23 protein-coding genes and 1 pseudogene are annotated in these 17,608 nt (G+C 41.4%); 7 read left to right on the top strand and 17 right to left on the bottom strand.

The annotated features are described in order from the left end of the window. Positions 1-228: 228 nt before the first annotated feature. From ACP26L_RS07765 to ACP26L_RS07735, 7 genes and pseudogenes are all read right to left on the bottom strand, one after another. Positions 229-804, bottom strand: a complete 576-nt coding sequence (locus ACP26L_RS07765) for a DMP19 family protein (protein WP_426451963.1) — start codon at positions 802-804, stop codon at positions 229-231. A gap of 70 nt (positions 805-874) precedes the next feature. Next, a complete protein-coding gene (locus ACP26L_RS07760) occupies positions 875-1,186 on the bottom strand; it encodes a hypothetical protein (protein WP_426451962.1) in 312 nt (103 codons plus the stop codon). A 492-nt stretch (positions 1,187-1,678) separates the two neighbouring features. Beyond that, the gene (locus ACP26L_RS07755) at positions 1,679-1,984 is read right to left on the bottom strand and encodes a hypothetical protein (protein ID WP_426451961.1); all 306 of its coding nucleotides are present in this window, start codon (positions 1,982-1,984) and stop codon (positions 1,679-1,681) included. Positions 1,985-2,052: 68 nt separating this feature from the next. Next, positions 2,053-2,291, bottom strand: a pseudogene (locus tag ACP26L_RS07750) (CPCC family cysteine-rich protein). 100 nt (positions 2,292-2,391) lie between these two features. Continuing rightward, complete coding sequence (locus tag ACP26L_RS07745; RefSeq protein ID WP_426451960.1) at positions 2,392-2,511, bottom strand: hypothetical protein; 120 nt, start codon at positions 2,509-2,511, stop codon at positions 2,392-2,394. A gap of 11 nt (positions 2,512-2,522) precedes the next feature. Then, positions 2,523-2,807 (bottom strand): hypothetical protein, encoded by a 285-nt coding sequence (locus tag ACP26L_RS07740; RefSeq protein ID WP_426451959.1) that lies wholly within the window; start codon positions 2,805-2,807, stop codon positions 2,523-2,525. Between the two features lie 330 nt (positions 2,808-3,137). Continuing rightward, positions 3,138-3,770: an FMN-dependent NADH-azoreductase gene (locus ACP26L_RS07735; RefSeq protein ID WP_426451958.1), complete on the bottom strand. Its 633-nt coding sequence runs from the start codon at positions 3,768-3,770 to the stop codon at positions 3,138-3,140. A gap of 133 nt (positions 3,771-3,903) precedes the next feature. On the opposite strand from ACP26L_RS07735, the gene ACP26L_RS07730 reads away from it, so the two are divergent. Continuing rightward, positions 3,904-4,263 (top strand): winged helix-turn-helix transcriptional regulator, encoded by a 360-nt coding sequence (locus ACP26L_RS07730; RefSeq protein WP_013919599.1) that lies wholly within the window; start codon positions 3,904-3,906, stop codon positions 4,261-4,263. An 833-nt stretch (positions 4,264-5,096) separates the two neighbouring features. On the opposite strand, the gene ACP26L_RS07725 is transcribed toward ACP26L_RS07730, so the two are convergent. Further along, entirely contained in the window at positions 5,097-6,383 is a 1,287-nt protein-coding gene (locus ACP26L_RS07725; RefSeq protein WP_426451957.1) for an IS110 family transposase, read from the bottom strand. Between the two features lie 213 nt (positions 6,384-6,596). Between ACP26L_RS07725 and ACP26L_RS07720 the strand changes: the two genes are divergently transcribed. After that, positions 6,597-7,007, top strand: coding sequence for a DUF3888 domain-containing protein (locus tag ACP26L_RS07720; RefSeq protein ID WP_426451956.1), 411 nt, complete (start codon positions 6,597-6,599; stop codon positions 7,005-7,007). 54 nt (positions 7,008-7,061) lie between these two features. On the opposite strand, the gene ACP26L_RS07715 is transcribed toward ACP26L_RS07720, so the two are convergent. The 7 genes from ACP26L_RS07715 to ACP26L_RS07685 all read right to left on the bottom strand — a co-directional run bounded on the left by ACP26L_RS07715 (position 7,062) and on the right by ACP26L_RS07685 (position 12,790). Continuing rightward, positions 7,062-7,403 carry a hypothetical protein gene (locus ACP26L_RS07715; RefSeq protein WP_426451955.1) on the bottom strand — a complete coding sequence of 114 codons (342 nt, stop codon included), beginning with the start codon at positions 7,401-7,403 and terminating at the stop codon, positions 7,062-7,064. 139 nt (positions 7,404-7,542) lie between these two features. Beyond that, positions 7,543-7,896, bottom strand: a complete 354-nt coding sequence (locus ACP26L_RS07710) for a hypothetical protein (protein ID WP_426451954.1) — start codon at positions 7,894-7,896, stop codon at positions 7,543-7,545. Positions 7,897-8,730: 834 nt separating this feature from the next. Further along, positions 8,731-10,017: an IS110 family transposase gene (locus ACP26L_RS07705; RefSeq protein WP_426451953.1), complete on the bottom strand. Its 1,287-nt coding sequence runs from the start codon at positions 10,015-10,017 to the stop codon at positions 8,731-8,733. Positions 10,018-10,652: 635 nt separating this feature from the next. Then, entirely contained in the window at positions 10,653-11,036 is a 384-nt protein-coding gene (locus ACP26L_RS07700) for a hypothetical protein (protein WP_426451952.1), read from the bottom strand. A gap of 154 nt (positions 11,037-11,190) precedes the next feature. Beyond that, positions 11,191-11,520 carry a hypothetical protein gene (locus ACP26L_RS07695; RefSeq protein ID WP_426451951.1) on the bottom strand — a complete coding sequence of 110 codons (330 nt, stop codon included), beginning with the start codon at positions 11,518-11,520 and terminating at the stop codon, positions 11,191-11,193. 146 nt (positions 11,521-11,666) lie between these two features. Then, positions 11,667-12,266: a GNAT family N-acetyltransferase gene (locus tag ACP26L_RS07690; protein WP_426451950.1), complete on the bottom strand. Its 600-nt coding sequence runs from the start codon at positions 12,264-12,266 to the stop codon at positions 11,667-11,669. 173 nt (positions 12,267-12,439) lie between these two features. After that, the gene (locus ACP26L_RS07685) at positions 12,440-12,790 is read right to left on the bottom strand and encodes a hypothetical protein (protein ID WP_426451949.1); all 351 of its coding nucleotides are present in this window, start codon (positions 12,788-12,790) and stop codon (positions 12,440-12,442) included. 409 nt (positions 12,791-13,199) lie between these two features. Between ACP26L_RS07685 and ACP26L_RS07680 the strand changes: the two genes are divergently transcribed. The 4 genes from ACP26L_RS07680 (at position 13,200) to ACP26L_RS07665 (ending at position 14,992) form a co-directional block, all read left to right on the top strand. Beyond that, complete coding sequence (locus tag ACP26L_RS07680) at positions 13,200-13,703, top strand: hypothetical protein (protein WP_426451948.1); 504 nt, start codon at positions 13,200-13,202, stop codon at positions 13,701-13,703. An 81-nt stretch (positions 13,704-13,784) separates the two neighbouring features. After that, complete coding sequence (locus ACP26L_RS07675; protein WP_426451947.1) at positions 13,785-14,318, top strand: CBO0543 family protein; 534 nt, start codon at positions 13,785-13,787, stop codon at positions 14,316-14,318. Between the two features lie 131 nt (positions 14,319-14,449). Continuing rightward, positions 14,450-14,689: a tyrosine-type recombinase/integrase gene (locus tag ACP26L_RS07670; RefSeq protein WP_426451946.1), complete on the top strand. Its 240-nt coding sequence runs from the start codon at positions 14,450-14,452 to the stop codon at positions 14,687-14,689. Between the two features lie 84 nt (positions 14,690-14,773). Next, positions 14,774-14,992, top strand: a complete 219-nt coding sequence (locus ACP26L_RS07665; RefSeq protein WP_426451945.1) for a tyrosine-type recombinase/integrase — start codon at positions 14,774-14,776, stop codon at positions 14,990-14,992. Positions 14,993-15,350: 358 nt separating this feature from the next. Here ACP26L_RS07665 and ACP26L_RS07660 read toward each other — a convergent pair whose 3' ends face one another. Beyond that, the gene (locus tag ACP26L_RS07660; protein ID WP_426451944.1) at positions 15,351-15,911 is read right to left on the bottom strand and encodes a hypothetical protein; all 561 of its coding nucleotides are present in this window, start codon (positions 15,909-15,911) and stop codon (positions 15,351-15,353) included. A 203-nt stretch (positions 15,912-16,114) separates the two neighbouring features. Between ACP26L_RS07660 and ACP26L_RS07655 the strand changes: the two genes are divergently transcribed. Then, entirely contained in the window at positions 16,115-16,573 is a 459-nt protein-coding gene (locus tag ACP26L_RS07655) for a hypothetical protein (protein ID WP_426451943.1), read from the top strand. A gap of 118 nt (positions 16,574-16,691) precedes the next feature. Here the strand turns inward: ACP26L_RS07655 and ACP26L_RS07650 are convergent, their stop codons facing one another. After that, positions 16,692-17,462 (bottom strand): YcdB/YcdC domain-containing protein, encoded by a 771-nt coding sequence (locus tag ACP26L_RS07650; RefSeq protein ID WP_426451942.1) that lies wholly within the window; start codon positions 17,460-17,462, stop codon positions 16,692-16,694. Positions 17,463-17,608 lie beyond the last annotated feature (146 nt).

Raw genomic sequence — 17,608 nt, 5'->3', positions numbered from 1 at the left:
GCGTTGTTCAAGTTATTATCACTTCTGCTGGGAAATCCGAATTTAATGATCCAATCTATACAGGATAAGTCAATACGAAACCAGTGACCTCCTCACGAAAACAATCCCGAAACATCCAAATACCGCAAAACCATAAAATAATGAGATATATCGGTCCGCTACGTCAACGAGGCTGCCTGTTATAGCCGCGGCAACCTCGTCGTGATGTAGTGGATCTATCGTCTCCCGTTACTTCAATGATTGCCAGTTGATATATTCATTGAGTTTCGCTTTATTCTTTTCGAAATAACTAAATAAGTGATCAAAAATGTTGTCATTATCGCGGTAAAGGTACAAGTGATCAGCCAGGGAAGCAACTTCACTTAGTAGTTCGGATAGCTCCTTACCATGAATATTACGTGAATTAGTAACTTGATATTGGGATAAATGAATAAGATTTTCCCTTAATCTTAACGTGTTTATCCCATTTGATATTAGCAAGCTTTTGATATCTTTCATGATCTCGAAGTCCTTGGTCGCACTAATACGGAACAAAGCCTGAATCGTTTCCTCAAAATATGTGCCCGTTGAATTTTCTAAAAAGCCAATAATTCCGTTCATTTGAAGTTCAATATCAAAGTCCAATATCAGTATTATGTCTTGTAAAACAACTGGAAGTTGGATGAAAATTTCTTTGTCTCGGAGTTTTGTATAATTACTTTTATAAATATTCATTCCGATATGATCTATTATAGCTATTGAGGGCAAAGCATTCAGTTCATGTTCTGGTAATAGACTCTTTACGAGTTCCCTAGTACTCTCCATGTTTCGCCTCACCAACTCATTAATATTTTCATTAGACTCCCCGTTTGTTGCGGTAACGTCTCCCGATAGTTTAATACAGTACCTCTACATCTTCAGCGATAACTTCAAGAGAAGCATCATCCTCATCTCTCCAGTTTGCAAAGAGAAACTTGCGATAAGGTCCGTTTATACGCATCTCACTTAATGCATATAGCATCATTCCGAGCGGTCTATTAGAATTAATGGTTTGCACCCCATTGAACTTTATAACGATTCTTTCGCCTTCATACCCTTTTAATGTGACCGAAAGAAGCGTGTTTTCCCAAAGAATGCTCTCAACGTTACTATCATGTATCCTATAATCACCTATGTAAGCCAGGAACTCCTCAGTTTCAGTGTTCAATATAATCCTCTTCTCTTCATTGGTTAGTCTTAAATAATTCAGTATTCGTGATGAGTTATTAAATTCCTGTTTTGTAATGACAGAAGGAGCAGCTACAGCGGTGGCAAACTGCTCCTGGATGGCTTTGAACTAACGTTCTCCTTTAGCTTAATGATTGCTGCATTATTCTGAAGCTTCCTCATCCATCTGAGCAGAAACTAAGATGGATAACCCACGCTCACCGTAATCCCACATTTTTACCCAAGGGTAGGTTCCAGAGGGCAGTAAAAAAGTTCTCACTTCCAACGGCTTAATAATTTGCATATCTCATTCGATCCCACTTGATGATGTGCCTGGATGAATGATTACATCCCTACCTGTGTCATTGTAATATTTGAATTTCATAATAAATTCCTTCCTAGCAGTGCCTACGAAGACAACTGCCGCGGCTGTCTGCTCTATGTTTTTTGAACTATCGTTCCCAGTTAGCGAAATAACCGGAGACCGATAGTATTAATTATTCTCTGGATATTTCTCTAGCTCTTCTTTGATAATGTCTAATTCAGCAGATAATCCCTTGAAAAGCACCTCGTTTTGGGGAGCGTTTCTTTCTTTAAAATTTGTCGATCCAAAAAAGTTGTATTCTAAATTCATGATACGTTTTTTAATTGACTCACCAACTTCATCAAATTTACTTTCATAGAAACCATCGATTAATGTTCTTTTTGAATAAGGAAAACCAACATGCTCAATACTTATTTCAAAAATTCTAACAATCTCTAGTGCTGTGATTTTAAAATCCTTTTTTCTTATTCTCAAATTAGACTTCTCCTTTTACTCAGGGATCTAAGTCCGATCCACATGTAAGCAAACGTTCCTCGCTTAGCTTAACGACTTCCAGCAGCACGCTCATCAGAATTTTCAGGCTTGCGATTGACTCGCCCCAATATGAATTGTCTCTGATACTGCCTAAGGGATTCAGCATTCGCTCCTCCCTCATAATCAGGGTCATTAAATTGGACCATATCATCTTCCCAAAAGCATATTTCGCATATATCATACGAACCAGGGGCTCATAATGTAATGTTTTATATCCACAACATGGACAATTATATTTTCCCTTCATAATAATTCCCCACCTGTTCAGTTTAACTATATTTTAACACATGGGTTTAAAGATAACTGCCCTTTAGTTCCCAGTTAGCTTAACTGAAAATTGATTATGCCTAATATCTCATATAGACACTTCTTTCTTTAAAACCAAGTGATTTCCAGAATGCATATCCAGTGTTGTTCCAATGCATAACCTCGATATCAATATTTTTAGTGTTTAGTACCTCAAGCAATTTCTCAAAAGCTATTTTGCCATATCCCTGTCTTCTTGAGTTTCTGCAGATAAAAAAAACTGTCTTAGGTATAAGGGTTGTCTTGCATGATTCACCAGCGCAAAACCAATGATTTCATCTCCGACTTCAAACTTATAGGCTTTATAGTCAGTGCTGATGAATTCCTTCATCCTTTCCTTCAGCTGTTCGACATTCATTGGATTATCATGGTTCTCATCTTCTATAAGCTGCTTGTTTAGGACAGCTAGAAGGTCCAAATCTTCTTCAGAGCAAATCCGAATTGATATTTTATTCACTAAAAATCACCCCAAAATTTGCATAGTGTTTTTAGAAGTATTAATTCGGGAAATGGATATATTATCCTTCCGTTAGCGTAATGAAAAAGCAGCCGGTCTTGCGTGGCCGGCTGCTACTGGTTCCTATTGAGCTAACGTTCCCATTTAGTTCAACAGAGACAGCCGATCATTGCGACCGGCTGCTCGGTGTCTTTATTCAGATTTCTTCCCTTGGACTTCAATTCCTGATAAAACTAAGCCGCTATTGAAGTGCGAGGAATCTAAGTAAATATATACTCGTCATGTACTGACCCATGTGCAATCCATCCATGAATCCTTACACTATACTTATTAGAAACGTGTGGCAACTTCCTTAGCATGAGCAATTGCCTCTTCTTTAATGGCTGGAGCTCGCTCTGATGATGCCGTTCCTTCAACAAATATGGCCTCCATAGATTGAATTCCATAGAACTGCAAAATCTTTTTCAGATAGCTGTATCCCATTTCAACTTCAGCAAGAGGACCTTTCGAATAAACAGAACCGCTAGCTTGAATGTGCAAGGCTTTCTTACCGGACAACAGACCTTCAGGACCATTCTTGGTATATTTGAACGTCTTGCCCGGAATTGAAGTCGCATCCGTGTATGCTTTCAAAACCGGCGGGATCGAGAAATTCCACATGGGGGAAACATACACGTACTTATCGGCAGACACGTATTGATTGACAATCTCGTCAAGCCGAGCTACTTTTGATTGCTCGGCTTTGGACAATTGATCAAAAGACGAACCCGACCGAAGCTTTTCCCAGCCACGCAAAACATCTGCATCGAACTGCGGAATATTCTCTTTGTACAGATCCAAATGAACAACTTCATCTGTTGGATTAGCTTCACGGTACGCCTCAATAAATTCTTTACCTACCGCGAGGCTAAAAGATTCCTGAGGATCAAGGGGATGTGCGGTGATGTACAGTATAGTTGCCATTATCAAAACTTCCTTTCTGTAATTAAATTAAGTACACTTTCTAGACCGATCATATAATATGTACTTACTTATTAAAAGTAGGAACAATTATGTGGTATAGTATTAAAAAAGGTACTGTTACGGAGGTCAACAAATGGAAAAGAATCCTGTCCAATGTCAATTCGTTACGGCGCTGGATTCGATCGTCGGCAAGTGGAAGCCGATTATCCTTTATCATTTGCTTCAAGGCAAACCTCTACGGTTCAATGAGCTAAGAAGATTGCTGCCCGGTATCACGCAAAGGATGCTTACGCTCCATCTGCGCGAAATGGAGGAGGAAGAGCTCGTTAAACGAGTCATTTATCCGCAGATCCCGCCGAAAGTGGAATACTCCATCACGGAATACGGCATGAGCCTGTCTCCAATTCTGGAAGCCTTACATCAATGGGGAGCGGCCCATGTCCAGCGAAAGCGACTCAATAAGGAGAATAACGAACAAACAGAAACAGACTAGCATTCGAAATTACGCTAGTCCGTTTTATTCTGGATCCAGTCAAAAATATAACAAAAGTGAATATAAGGTATGTCCGCACAGCGACGTGCCAGAACATAAAGAAGATCGCCCATCCTGCCAAACTGAAAGTCCAGCACGAACAGCCTGCGCAGCGCAAGACCGAGGCAGAGAGACAACTGGCAGAAAGGCCCCTCCCACCAAAAACGGCGAAGGTACAGCATCGTTCTTTGTTACGAAAAACTCGAAGAAGCCCGTTTGCGCCGACTTTTCCGTTGAGCGCGTTCCTTCCCCAACCCATGCCGGTCAACGCGTTATTGAAGGCTTCTTCGACATTCCCCCTAAAACTTGCCGTTACTTGTGATACGGTTTACCGCGAATGATCTTAAACTATCCTCCCTCTATGGAGAATCGCTTTTCTCTTAAATACGCTTGTTTTCTTAGATTTTGAACGTCTTTCTTTTATACAAGACAACCATTGAATGGGACAAAGTTGTATAAGATGAAAAATATGGGGACTTGGAATGCAAAAAAGCAGATCTACCCAGACCACCCATTTTAAAAAGTGGATATTTTGGATATATATGGTCGCACCTTTTGGATCTCCACATAGCCTCGTGGCGGTTAACCCTCCCATGTCTCACAGAGTCTACGCTCCCATGTCTCACAGAGTCTACGCTCCCACATTCCTTCATTCAACCTGTCCATGAGGTGGAGGTCGGATATGCTGCCCGACAGGATCTTCGTCCGTATGTTAATTTTGTTCCGACTTATCCGTGCTTCAATTGTCTGTACTCTTGTTATTTACGTTCGCCTTCTATGAATTAACGTGTAATCTAAGCTGCTAACGACACTTCCGTGAACCTTGGGATATCCTCCAACATCTTTTCTTCACTAAACCGATGCCCCTTTTTCAGGACACCAAAGAGAATTCGAATTAGCTTACCGCATAGTGCTATGAGTGACTGCATCTTCTTCAATGGATTGGTTGGCCGTTTGGTGTAGTACTGGTGCAATGCTTTGAAGGCACGATTCTTTGCCACCAGCGGCATCATGACGCGAAATAGCAGCGCTCGCAGTCGCTTTCGACCGCGCTTTGTAATCTTTGTCTGTCCCTTGTGTTTACCGGACGTGTTTTCCTTTAAGTTCAAGCCGGCTAACTTTATGATCTGCTTAGGATGCCGGTATCGCCCAATGTCACCGACTTCAGCGAGGAAACCAGCTATGCTATCCCGGCCTATTCCTTTAATGGCCATTAATTGCTTCACATGAGGGATTTGCTCCAAGAGCTCATCCAGCTTTGCCTCAAGCTCAGCAAACTTACCTTCACGCAGTTCGTACTGTGTTAATAGTAATTGGAGCTCGAGTTTTGCTAATGCTGTACCTTCTCGCAGGCCAATAGAACGGCTTGCCGCTGCTTTCAGACTTCTCATACGTTCCATGCCGAGACCTCGCTTGGCAACCTTTCTGAGATGACTCAGCAAGGCTTCCTCTGACTGTGAAACCAGCTCATGCGGTAACAAACAAAGACTGAGCATTTGGCGTGCTGACTTGCATTCCCAATCCTTAAATACCGTGAGGAACTCTGGAAAGTACCGATCCAACCAGTTATGAATACGGCCCTGCACCACGCGCAAGTCAGTCGACAGATGATCGCGAATTTTCATCGCTTCCCTGAGTTCGGCATATTTGCCTCGGAGAAGATTAGGTACGGCGTATCTTCCATCTTTGACAAGCTGTGCGATGACTTTGGCATCTTTGATGTCGTTCTTGGTCGGCGAATTGTCGTCTAATTCTTTGCTTTTCTTCACGTGCAGCGGATTAACTACACCGCATAAAACTTGTTGTTCTTCCAGGTAATACGCGAGGTTCAGCCAGTAATGGCCGGTTGGCTCCATGCCAACGATAGCATCCTTGAACCCTTGCTCCGTCGCAATTTTTCGGAACCAGTTAACGAACAATTCAAAGCCTTCTCGGGTATTCTCGAACGTAATAGGCTTTACGAACTCGACTCCGCGGTAGTCTTGTGCTCGGGCCACATGTTTGAATTTTGCGATGTCCACTCCGACAATTAAGGTACAAGAAGTGATTTGATTAATACGTTCATTTTGAGTAATATTCATCTTGTAGTCTCCTTGGTTTGTTTTTGGATCCGTTCGCTGGCGAGCTCTGGGACCCATAAACATCATATCAAGGAGTCTTTTTATTTCTCAAACTTCGTATTTACTCATAATAGGAATGCTGCCCGTTACTTTAATGAAGAAGGAAGTAGCTGCCGCGCGGCGAACTGCTCCCTGGTTGTTGTACTATCGTTCTCCGTTAGCTGAGTAATGGTTTTGAAATTGGGGATATTATTTATTGGTGATGTTATGAAAAAAATAATTTTTTTGCTATGTCCCTTGTTGGGTATCTCCTCATTTTCATTAAATCCCATCAAGGCAATATCAATTGAACCAGATTGTGATAAGATCAAATTCGCATTAATTAGAAGCCTTGATCCATCAATTGAAAAAGCGCTGTCGGAAATTTATACCTCTCACCCAAAGGGTCCTCCGTCCTGGGCAGGATGGGATACTGAAATTCTCGATATTGAACAAATATATGGGGTAGGTGGAGCCTATAATGTAACTGTTAGGGTCCACCCATATTATGGTCCACACATAGGCGATGGCATAGATGATATTACGATTAATGTTAGTTCTGGTAAGCAACAGGTTTTGTATTATAAACATATAAAAGATATCTAACCTAGAGCATTTGCGATGGCAAATGCTCTTTTGTTGTTCAACTATCGTTCCCAGTTAGTTCAGTCCATGGTCCTCATCAATTATCCATGAAAATTCCTTAGTAATCTGTACAGCAATCTCAGAAATCGTCTTTTCTATAATGTCATTTGTGTATCTTGGTACATCAATTTCTATTAGGTTTACTTCTTCAATGCCCTCTAATGTGTTAAAAGCATAACTTCCATTAAGGTTAGCATGAATACCTGTCAGATTTACAACCTCACCAATGACCTCTTTTGTAAACCTCAGATGACTTACTTTTGTAAATCCCAAACTACGAGTTAAATAATTCTCCAGAATATCGGTTCTTATTTTATTCGTGTAGTCATGATAATGGATACTTATATAGTCGTACATAAACTTCATCTCACTTTTTCTCAACATTCCACGATTACTTGATGCCCCGCAGGATCGGGTCCATGCCGTCGTTCTCCGGTAGTTCAATACAATAACTGATCATCTAGGCATTAGGGACTCTAGTTAATTTGGAACAATTTCAATTTTCTAAAACTACAACGTCTGATGCGTACACCTCTAAAATGGAGCATGTGCCCCAAGCTTCAATAAATAAATACATCTTTAGTTCAACAAGCTCGGATTCAAGTGCCCGTTCAGAAAGGGTTTGGCAGTGCCTCATATGTTGGTCCTTGCCGTCCTTCAGTATTTCAATGTGACTCACAACATTTCCGACTGCTCTATAGTTATTTAGGCCAAGACTATTGTTAAATACAATATCAAAATCTTTATCATTCCACGATTTGTATTTAACGACTACCTGATCAGTTCTAATTGTGATTTCAGATATTATTCCGTCTGCTAAAGGACAGGATCCTATTGATTCCAGTATCATTTCCACGACTCCTAACAATGAAGCTGCCGATCGTTTAAGCGGCAGCTTCTTCTTGGTTGTTATTTAGCTATCGTTCTCCGTTTAGTTCAATGATAAGACATTAGAAAAAACAAAAAGTAATACCTCGACAAATACCAGGATGCCGCTTAGAAGAACGGAAATAATCGACTTCGAAGCTGTTATCCAATTATTAATGCCACCTAGACCTATGACACTCATTAATAATGAAATTATGGCCAGCCAGAGTACTGTATAGTGACCATCCACAGATAATACAGAGTTGATGAATCCTGTTTGAAAGAAGCATATCCAACATAACATTGAAAGAAAGATTGAATATTTATTTAGCCTCTTCCTGATAACCATCTCTGTTTCCTCCTATTCATAATTGATGCCCGCTGATCATTGCACGGTGCCGTTCTAGATTTATTCAACTAACGTTCCCAGTCCCTCAGTATTAAGGATTTATCTCACGTATGCTCACTCATTCGCAGGATTTCATCACCTTTGATTGCTGGATTAAGTCAGGAATTAAACCACAGACATCCATAAGATCAGTTTTGGGTATGCGGGAATAGAAGAAACGCTCAGATACATTTCCCCGGGGCGTGGATTGACTCATTCGCAGGATTTCGAACAAAGAAAGCACGGAGGACCGAGTTCGTTCCCAAAAAGGGCACAGACCCATTCACTAAACGCTATCGGTCTCCGTCTCCACACCTTGGACAGGTGTAACGAAGGAATGTAAGGGCACAGACCCGTAGAGCCTTGGGATGGTTAGTCCCCAAGGGATTGTGGAGTATGCGTGCAGTAGAGAAGTTTGAGCTTACATTCTTACGCTGCTTGAAGCGAAGTGTGCACTGTTTTTTCAGGTGTGAAGGACTCTCCACTGTGTACCATTCCAATTAATATCCGCGCCAGTTTCCCCAGCAGTTTAAGTATCGACTTCTGTTTGCTCATATGCCTCACTTTGAGATTATTCTCATGTAACTGCCGGAAGATCGGATTGACTCCTGTAAGGGTTAGGGTAGCAAGATACATGTACTTCCGGAGAACGGCACTCCCTCGCTTGGAGAGTATAACCTCCCCTTTACGTTTTCCCGACATGCTTTCAGCCAGGTTTAAACCAGCTTTTCGCAGCAGCTGACGCCCATGGGCATACTGCGTTAAATCGCCTGCGCCAGAGAGAATGGCTGCTATATAAATTGTCCCCAAACCTTTAACTGTGCGCATTTGGCCAGCTATAGGGATGTCATCGAGCAGCAATGCGACGTCCCTTTCAATCTGCTCTAAATGACTCTCGATTCGTTCATACTCTTCAATTAACCTCTGTAGATCCTGCTTGGCTTCATGGAGCGACGTAATGTCCCCTACACTCTGGTTCGCCTTAGAGAGCAGTTCCGCGGCTTTCTGAATACCTGAGCAGCCGCCGGCTCGCTGCATGTGTTTTCTCCAACCTGTAATAATCTCTGCAGTGGAAAGGCCTCTCAGATCAAGTGGAGACGGGAACTCCTTCAGTGTCGCCAACGATCTTACGCCCGTCCACTTATTGAATACGGAAGCATATTCGGGGAAGCGGATATCCAGCCAGCGAATAATACGATTTTGCAGTCGTACGCTATTGGTAACCCAGAATTCCCGGTCACTCATCATGACTTTCAGCCGCTGAAAGCTTTCGGCCTGCCGACTGTACTCGTAGTAATAGCCACGGCTAACGACATCTGCAATAACCAATGCATCCTTTGGATCGCTTTTGGATTGACAGTTATCCCGATTTTCCTTGTTCCTTTTGGTTGTTGCCGGGTTTACCAACACCACATGGATCCCTAGATCAACCAGCCAATTGGCCAGGTTATACCAGTAATGTCCTGTCGGCTCCATGCCGACAATGAAGCTCTTTAAGCGGTGTTTTTGCTGCAGTGACTCGATCCAGCGCTTCAGCTTTTCAAACCCTTCCGCAGTGTTCTTGAAGGCAAGATGACGATTGGAAAGGACGATTCCCCGGAAGTTGGTGGCTTGTGCAACATGAGTTTCCTTGGCCATGTCAATTCCTATAACGAGGTGAGAGGTAGTGATTCGTTCAATCCGTTGATTTTGTGCGTCAGATTGCTTAAACTTCATAGTAAGGAGCGCCTCCTTGATGGTGTATTGGACAAACCCATCATACCGAGGCGCTCCTTTTTTGACAAAGCCGTTTTCTTAGGCTATACAGGAATGTTTAGTTGAACGACCAAGTGTGCCAGCACCTTACTGAACACGGGGCCTTTACTCCCAAACGATTAGAGTGCAGACGTCGCTGCAGTCTGAAATTTGTTTAATTAAGTAATAAATGATAAAATTACCATTCACTAATTTAAGGGGGCGGTTGCATGAGAAGTCGTTTTCCTAAAGCTGTTGCCACCTTCTTTGTAGGGTTTTCGTTAATGTTTACGCCCAACTTCTCCCCATTTATTCTCTATGAAATTTTGTCTAGTATAGGGCTAGAAAACCCTAATCTATTCTTAGTAAGACTATTTAAGACTGTGGGTTTAATAATAGTCATCTGGAGCACCTGGCTTATTCTTGTAGAGCTCTATAGTATTACAAAAAAGAGTAGCCCTTAACTTACTTCTTAATCAACCCCCAAAAGCCGGACGTCTTACTGAGATGTGCCGGCTTTTCTTCGCAATTGGAAATTATCGAAACCTTCAAAAACAATGATCTAACATCTGCTTCCTGTTTGTTGCATTATCGTTCCCCATAGTTGAATGGTCGCCCTACACAACCCTGTTAACGGCATATTGCTTCGCTACAATCCAACCATTTAATCCGTATGAAGAATAGATCACATAATATAGATACCCTTCTGTTGTAAGCCGAACTGATAATTCATCGATGCTGTCATAGTGCAATGGCCAGCAATAGTCTTTTTGTTTCTCCAACAGCTCTTTATTATCCTCAAAAAAACCCTTCAACCCATATTCTTGAATGTCCAAGATAATACTTCCCTCTAGTTGGGCTTCGAATCGATGTGCTAGTACACCTTCAAATGAAACTTCCACTAGTTCGGAGTTACTGGGTGCTTCCGTGTATACAATTATTCTGTGATTTTTCAAATCCACCTGATAAGATGTTATCTCGTTATCATGAATGCTAATCATTTGGCACCTCATCAAATAAGGATATTTTACAATACTTTCAAAGAAGGTGCATTGACGAAAACTGCCATTTAGTTCAACGACGACCGGCGGCCGATCGAGTGGCCGGCCGTCGGTGACATGATTGAACTATCGTTTCCCGATACTTTAATGGGGACTAATTAGGATACTTATCAGTTCTTATTGGAATATCATGATCTTTAGGATGAGTAAAGTAATCTTCATAAGGCAGAGAACTAACAATTTCAAATGTTCTTGTAGCAGGATTATATTCAAACACAACGAGTTGTTCCCATCCACTTCCATGCCCTGTATCAATGACTCCTATTGTATTGGGTGCAATCTGAACGACTCTTCCACCATTGTTATGTACATCTACATTAGGAGTTGGTGCTTGGATTTCCTTACTGTCTAATTTGAAGGAGTTAAAAATTAAACAAGCTAATATTCCAACCAAGATGATCTTTGTAAAACTATCCTTATTCATAAAATCACACCCCCTTTTAAATTTACCATAAATCAACAGTTGATTCTCCGTTATCCTGCCAGTTACTTCAATGAAGAAGGGAGCAGCTGCCGCGCGGCGATCTGCTCCCTGGTTATTCCGCTATCGTTCCCAGTTAGCGTAACGTACTATGTCATAGTTTCCCAAGTACTCTTGGTAATTTTATAATAATAATATTTCTCGTTTTCGATGTCGACGGTACATTTAAAACTAAATCCACTCTTCTGTATTACACGATTTGATGGTGTGTTACGTAAAAGAGCAATGGCACTTAGCTCCTCAACGTCTGTATACATAAATAAAAAATTGATTAACCCTTGAGCAGCTTGCGTGGTGTAACCTTGACCTCTATAGTCCTTGGAGATTGCAAACATAATCTCCCGGTTTGGGGCCGGCAGTTCGTCTTTAATTCCAGTGCAGCACCAACCAATAAACTCTCCCGAATCTTTATGTACGATTCCCAAACGAAGTCGAAGATCACCAATAATACCGTCTTGCGATACAGCATTTAAAAATTGTTTATTTTCTGGAATTTCATAATTTATAAACCAATTCTCCCTCTGTTCTTTCGCTACGTTCCAACCTGGCAAATATTCATATATTTCAGGCTGCCAGGTTAAGGAATGAAAAGCATCTAAATCAGCAGTTATAAATTCTCTTAAAATGATATCATTACAGATGATTGTAAAAGGCCTTTGTTCCGAAATGAATTGGGCATTAGCTCTCATCATTGACTCCTTCTTAGTTATTGGGGGCGATTCCCCTATAATATAATAGCTATTTTTAGCAACCGTCGCCTGTATAGAACAATTATAACTAAGCTTCCCATTATCATAATTAAGCTGCCGAGCGTGTGTCGGCAGCCTAGTCGTTCCCAGATAGCGTAACGTCATTTCTCCATTTACAACGGATTTTCACAATTCCACTCGCTTACCAGTCTCCCGAAATTATCCAGATATTGAGCCAGGTATTTCTCAAGATTTTTGATTCCTATAATATTTATTTCATGAACTGATTCGATAAGTTCGTCGTCTGTAACGTCCCATTCATTTTCTAGATACGATGTGGGTACCTCGTATTTTCTTAAGTAAAACCTAGCCAAGTCGGGTTCTATCTTGTTTAAGTATTTCTGTTTATCAATAGCCTTTACTTTTACGAAGGCTCGATTCATTCCAGAGGTAGCTTCAAGTTCACAAGCAAGGCCAACCCCACTCAGTAAATTGTTGATTTGACGTGTATCGAAGACCTGCACCTCTCACGTCCTCCTTTTCCTAATTGACTCTTCAACGTGTGTCAAGGGAGTTGTAATCGCCAACCCCATTTTAGCACATATTGGAAGTATCCTGCCCGATAGTTCAATAAAACGAGCAGGCTACGCTCGCCTGCTCGTTGATGTTGGTATTCGACTATCGTTTCCCTTTAGCTCAATGCCTTCGAGGGAATGGTTCTCGTTCACACATTGCTGCTGTATTAATCCCAGCCCACTCTGCTGCAAGATCCAAACCACCGCCGCCGGTGAATAAGCTCAATGCTCGCATAGCAGTCTCCCGGTAATTAAATATTGATTGTGGTACATGACTACCGACTTTGTGTCATTTTGTTGAATGAATAATATTCCGTGTGGAAAAACTCTTAACATGCCAAGGAAGTGAGGAAGGAATATGAACGAAATAATAAATGCAATGGATTTTAGTACTGGGTGGTGGTACCCGGTGGTACTCGGATTTTTCTGTTTGTTTTTCGTTATAACCATGCCCAAGAGAATAAACTGGCGCGAAATTTACCTCACCTTCGGATTAATAGCAGGACTAGTCTGGGTTGTCGACACCGTCTTCGCTATATGGTTGGATTTGTTTGACATAGGCGACCCAACCAAGCGAGGAATCGGTGAATTTTTCCTGTACGCCATAATCCCACCTTGTCTTGCTGTTATTTACCTGAATTTTTATCAAGAACGAAACAAGTTCCTTCATACCCTTCTCTTTACCGCCTTGTCTGGGCTTGTTGAGTGGGGAGCTGTAGCCGTTGGCTTAATGAAGGAAACTCACTGGAACACACTCTACTCATTGCCTGTATTTTTGGCCGTATACTATCTCTTCTTGCCAAAACATTTGAACATCTTGGAAAACACAACATCCCAACAAAACCGATGGCGCAGCTCATGACCCTCGGTACATATCCCCCGTCGTTTATAGCGTGGCGGGGGGTTATTTTGTTTCCTTACATCCTGGATTATGTTTTCTTGAATGAAAAACATGGTTGTACTGCAGGGAGGACATTCTATGCATGTTCTTTATGCTTTTTTGGTAATCCTCGCCACATGGCGGTGGGGGGACTGGAGAAACTGGAAACAATATCATCCTTCTATGCTTTATATAACAGCAGGCGGGTTCCTTTACGAGTACCTCACAAAGGACCAAACAATGTGGAAGTTTCATCCCGATTTCCTGTACAACCAAACTGTCACAGTTGTTGTTTATGCCATTGTGACCATGCCGCTAACCGTCCTCATTTTTCTGTCCAGATACCCAAAGACACTATACAAACAGTTTATCCACTACGGACTTTGGATTGGTATATACTCTTTTGGAGAATGGATACTTCAATCGATGGGAAGAATTTCTTATCAGCACAATTGGAGCCTTTGGTATTCAATCTTGTTCGATATAATGATGTTCCCGATGATTAGACTTCACCATTCTCGCCCTTTGATTGCCTACGGGCTCTCAATCCCCATTGTTGTGGTCCTCTTATTCATTTTTCAAATCAAACTTGATTAGTGTGGGAGGTTAGTTCCTCCCAAATCTTGCAACAACAATCTATTGCTCTTAGGCAGCTCCTTGTTGCTTCAGCTTCTCAGCAACCCGACTTTTATATTTGGCCCAAGTCTCAGTAAAAGAGCCTGTGAAGCATGCAAAATATCGAGCATCCAATTCAGTATTTCGCACTTTTTACATTGTTATCCCGTACAGGTATCAGAATTGGTGAAGCTCTTTCACTCACGTGGGATGATATTAATATGGATAGCTCTACTCTTACCGTTAATAAAACTCTTGTTTACCCACTTAACTCTGCCCCCTATCTCTCTACGCCAAAGTCTAAAATGAGTAACCGGGAGATCAAGCTAAACGAACCAATTTTAAGGTTTTAAAACGCCGTAAGGTCAACCAAAAGGAAGTCATTTTGCAGTATGTAAATTATAAGACTGCGAAAGACAATATTGTATTTCATCAGCATGATGGAAGATGGCTTCGTACTAATGTCGTTCGTGATTACTTTTAAAGCGGTATGTAAAAGAGCAACCTTACCCGTTCTTTCACCCCACGCACTTCGCCACTTTCACGCAGTCCACCTTCTAGAAGCGGGCGTAAATATAAATTACGTGTCCGAGCGACTTGGGCACGCAGGCGTGAAAGTCACCGCAGACACGTATCTTCACGTTCACAAAAAATAGAGGGCGATGCACTCGCCCTCTACGAAAGATATGTCTAAAAATAAAACTTAACCGATCGAACCTTCCATCTCGAACTTTATTAGTCAAGGCTTTTATTGGGTGTTATAACTCATAAAAAACCCTTGAGAAATAATGCATTTATTGAGAATCAATTTTCATCTAGGTTCATAACTTTTCAAACTGTGGGGGACAAAAAGGGGCAAAGTTGTATTGAATTTTTGCTCAGACGTCGTCCTCCATACACACACTTCTATCCATTAATTCAACAAGACCAGGGATCAGCTGCCGCGCGGCGATCTGCTCCCTGGTTATTGCGCTAACGTTCCTCTATAGTTGAATAGCACTCAATGTTAATTCGCTACTTTATATTTGGAACTTCCGTCATGTTAATCAATTCATCGTATTCTTGTAAAAGTTGAGCTATCGATTTGGTTTTCTCTTGGTATTCTTTTTCAATTTGTGTAATTTGTTCTTTTTTATAATTGTCTAGTTTAAAAAGAGCTTCGTACCGTGGATCGTTAGTCCTCTTGTAATGCAGAAGCAATTCATTGCCTTGTTTCAAACTGGAAATTTTTCCTTCCAATTCCCGTCGTGGGTAGTCAGGATCGACTTCCTTTTCAAGCAACCCTAATTCCCAACCTATTTCTTTTACTTTACGACCTTGCTCCACATTTATTTCGATTTCCTCTGGTGTGCTTGAAGGCATGGATTCGAGTTTCTTCTTCTCTATCTCGAAGTCTGATTTAAGCTGGGCATAACGTACTTTTTTCGAAGCTATCTGTTGTTCTTCTGAACTTGTGGTAATCAAAGCAGGATTACTATTACTTGCTAACTCTGTAGTATTAGGTGAACACCCAGTAGCAAGCACTGCAGATAGGCTAAGAAACAGGGTTAATACTTTAATTCGTTTGATAATCATTAAGACGGCCTCCAGATTTTATATATATATATAAATATATATTGACTACATATAGACGCCTTAACTAAACAATAGGTTCCCTAGTGTATTGTCGTATGCTGGCCTTTAGCTTAATGCGAACCAGGGAGCAGCTGTCCGCGGCGATTTGCTCCCGGTTGTTCTACTATCGTTCTCCGATAACTCAATGCTGAGTATAATTTTTCGTGCTCATTTTCTTCATCCACCCAGGTTCTTCATCGGGTCTTTGCTATCCTTCCCACTCTCTCGCTGATCAGAAAGAGGACGCTTACCGGGATGCCAGGGGCAAGCTCGGTCAAGAACTAAAGCCCCATAAAGTGACGTACTATCTACAACGTCGGGACCCTGATTTTGAAGCCAAGCGTGCTGAGGTATTATGCGTGTATCAGCAGGTTGAATTCATTCCGGAGAATGACGAATTGAAGCCGCTTTGCGATGTGTATTTGTCGTACGATGAGAAGCCTGGAATTCAGGGGATTGAGAACACCGCGGATGATTTGCTGCCTGTTCCGGGCAAGCATTCCACCGTCGGCCGTGATCCTGAGTACAAGCGACATGGGACGCTTAAAAAAGCTCATCTCGATGCATTGGAAAGAGCTTCCCATCGAGTATGGAAAACGTTTTTTACCTATGCGGCATATTGAGAAATTTACAAACCCGAGAGTTTTTTATGTCGCAGTATCCAAAAAAGATAACCCGCTGCGACGCGGGCAAGGGTATCAGGGTTCGGCTATTAACAGATAACTTCGCCGAAAGGATTAGTTACTTGTTCTTTAACCAACTATCGTGTAACCATTTTTCAGTTACTCGACCATTATTCCAAATAATTCCTTGTTCAAAGGTGATCACATTACCACCGGGGCCAACGATTACCCAAGCGTAATTGTCTTGCTCCGCCAAATAACATTTATATTTCATTCCTGAAATAGTAAGATTCACACTTTCGTTATACTTCTCATCCTTCACGGCAATCACTTCGTCATGTTTGTCAATCCATAGATTCTTCAATTTTGCAAACATACCGGGTTCAACCTTATCCAAAAATGCTTTGGCAATAGCTTTCGTTTCTTCCTTACTTGGAAGTTCACCCGTTGAGAATTTTTCGTCCATCCACGTGAAACCAAGAATTTTGTTGTTGTTTTTGTCAACTACAAAAGAATAATGTTCGCCGTTCAGACCGTTATTTTGTCCTGAAGCTTTTTCATATCGGAAAACCCAAACATCAGCTTTGTTTTGTTTTTGGCTTTGAACATCTTTTAATGTGTAACCTTCGGGGATTGACAATAATTCCAATGCTCGTTCCAACGCTTTGCTATATTCCTTTTCCACCTTTTCCTCCTGTTCCATGTTGACCTTATCTAATTCCATATTGATTTCAGTTAAATTTTCCATGTTACCGAACACCTCATTTTTCTTTTGGTTAGATACTGAACCTTTTCCATACACCATCCCGAACGACATAAGTCCTAATACGGTCACAGTTGAGAGTAAAATGATGAACCTTCTTTTGTTTTTCATTTTTTCAAACTTCACAGTAACATTGGTCAACTCCTTCACCCATCGTCTTTTTGTTCATCACTAAAACCTACCCAACAATCGACGTTGATGATTGGCATTAAAACCACTCCTAAGATTTTTGTGCTGAATCACAAAGTGTAATTTATCTACTTTTATTGTAA

It is taken from the genome of Paenibacillus sp. S-38, from assembly GCF_049942825.1.
GTDB lineage: Bacteria > Bacillota > Bacilli > Paenibacillales > NBRC-103111 > Paenibacillus_G.
The sequence above is the reverse complement of the archived record's forward strand: the minus strand, read 5'-3'. Positions and strand labels throughout refer to the sequence as shown.

Excerpts from the sequence above, each read along its gene's own strand:
- ACP26L_RS07765 (WP_426451963.1), bottom strand. The coding sequence starts at position 804 with ATGGAGAGTACTAGGGAACTCGTAAAGAGTCTATTACCAGAACATGAA.
- ACP26L_RS07735 (WP_426451958.1), bottom strand. The coding sequence starts at position 3,770 with ATGGCAACTATACTGTACATCACCGCACATCCCCTTGATCCTCAGGAA.
- ACP26L_RS07730 (WP_013919599.1), top strand. The coding sequence starts at position 3,904 with ATGGAAAAGAATCCTGTCCAATGTCAATTCGTTACGGCGCTGGATTCG.
- ACP26L_RS07725 (WP_426451957.1), bottom strand. The coding sequence starts at position 6,383 with ATGAATATTACTCAAAATGAACGTATTAATCAAATCACTTCTTGTACC.
- ACP26L_RS07715 (WP_426451955.1), bottom strand. The coding sequence starts at position 7,403 with ATGTACGACTATATAAGTATCCATTATCATGACTACACGAATAAAATA.
- ACP26L_RS07710 (WP_426451954.1), bottom strand. The coding sequence starts at position 7,896 with ATGATACTGGAATCAATAGGATCCTGTCCTTTAGCAGACGGAATAATA.
- ACP26L_RS07705 (WP_426451953.1), bottom strand. The coding sequence starts at position 10,017 with ATGAAGTTTAAGCAATCTGACGCACAAAATCAACGGATTGAACGAATC.
- ACP26L_RS07700 (WP_426451952.1), bottom strand. The coding sequence starts at position 11,036 with ATGATTAGCATTCATGATAACGAGATAACATCTTATCAGGTGGATTTG.
- ACP26L_RS07695 (WP_426451951.1), bottom strand. The coding sequence starts at position 11,520 with ATGAATAAGGATAGTTTTACAAAGATCATCTTGGTTGGAATATTAGCT.
- ACP26L_RS07690 (WP_426451950.1), bottom strand. The coding sequence starts at position 12,266 with ATGAGAGCTAATGCCCAATTCATTTCGGAACAAAGGCCTTTTACAATC.
- ACP26L_RS07680 (WP_426451948.1), top strand. The coding sequence starts at position 13,200 with ATGAACGAAATAATAAATGCAATGGATTTTAGTACTGGGTGGTGGTAC.
- ACP26L_RS07675 (WP_426451947.1), top strand. The coding sequence starts at position 13,785 with ATGAAAAACATGGTTGTACTGCAGGGAGGACATTCTATGCATGTTCTT.
- ACP26L_RS07670 (WP_426451946.1), top strand. The coding sequence starts at position 14,450 with ATGCAAAATATCGAGCATCCAATTCAGTATTTCGCACTTTTTACATTG.
- ACP26L_RS07665 (WP_426451945.1), top strand. The coding sequence starts at position 14,774 with ATGATGGAAGATGGCTTCGTACTAATGTCGTTCGTGATTACTTTTAAA.
- ACP26L_RS07660 (WP_426451944.1), bottom strand. The coding sequence starts at position 15,911 with ATGATTATCAAACGAATTAAAGTATTAACCCTGTTTCTTAGCCTATCT.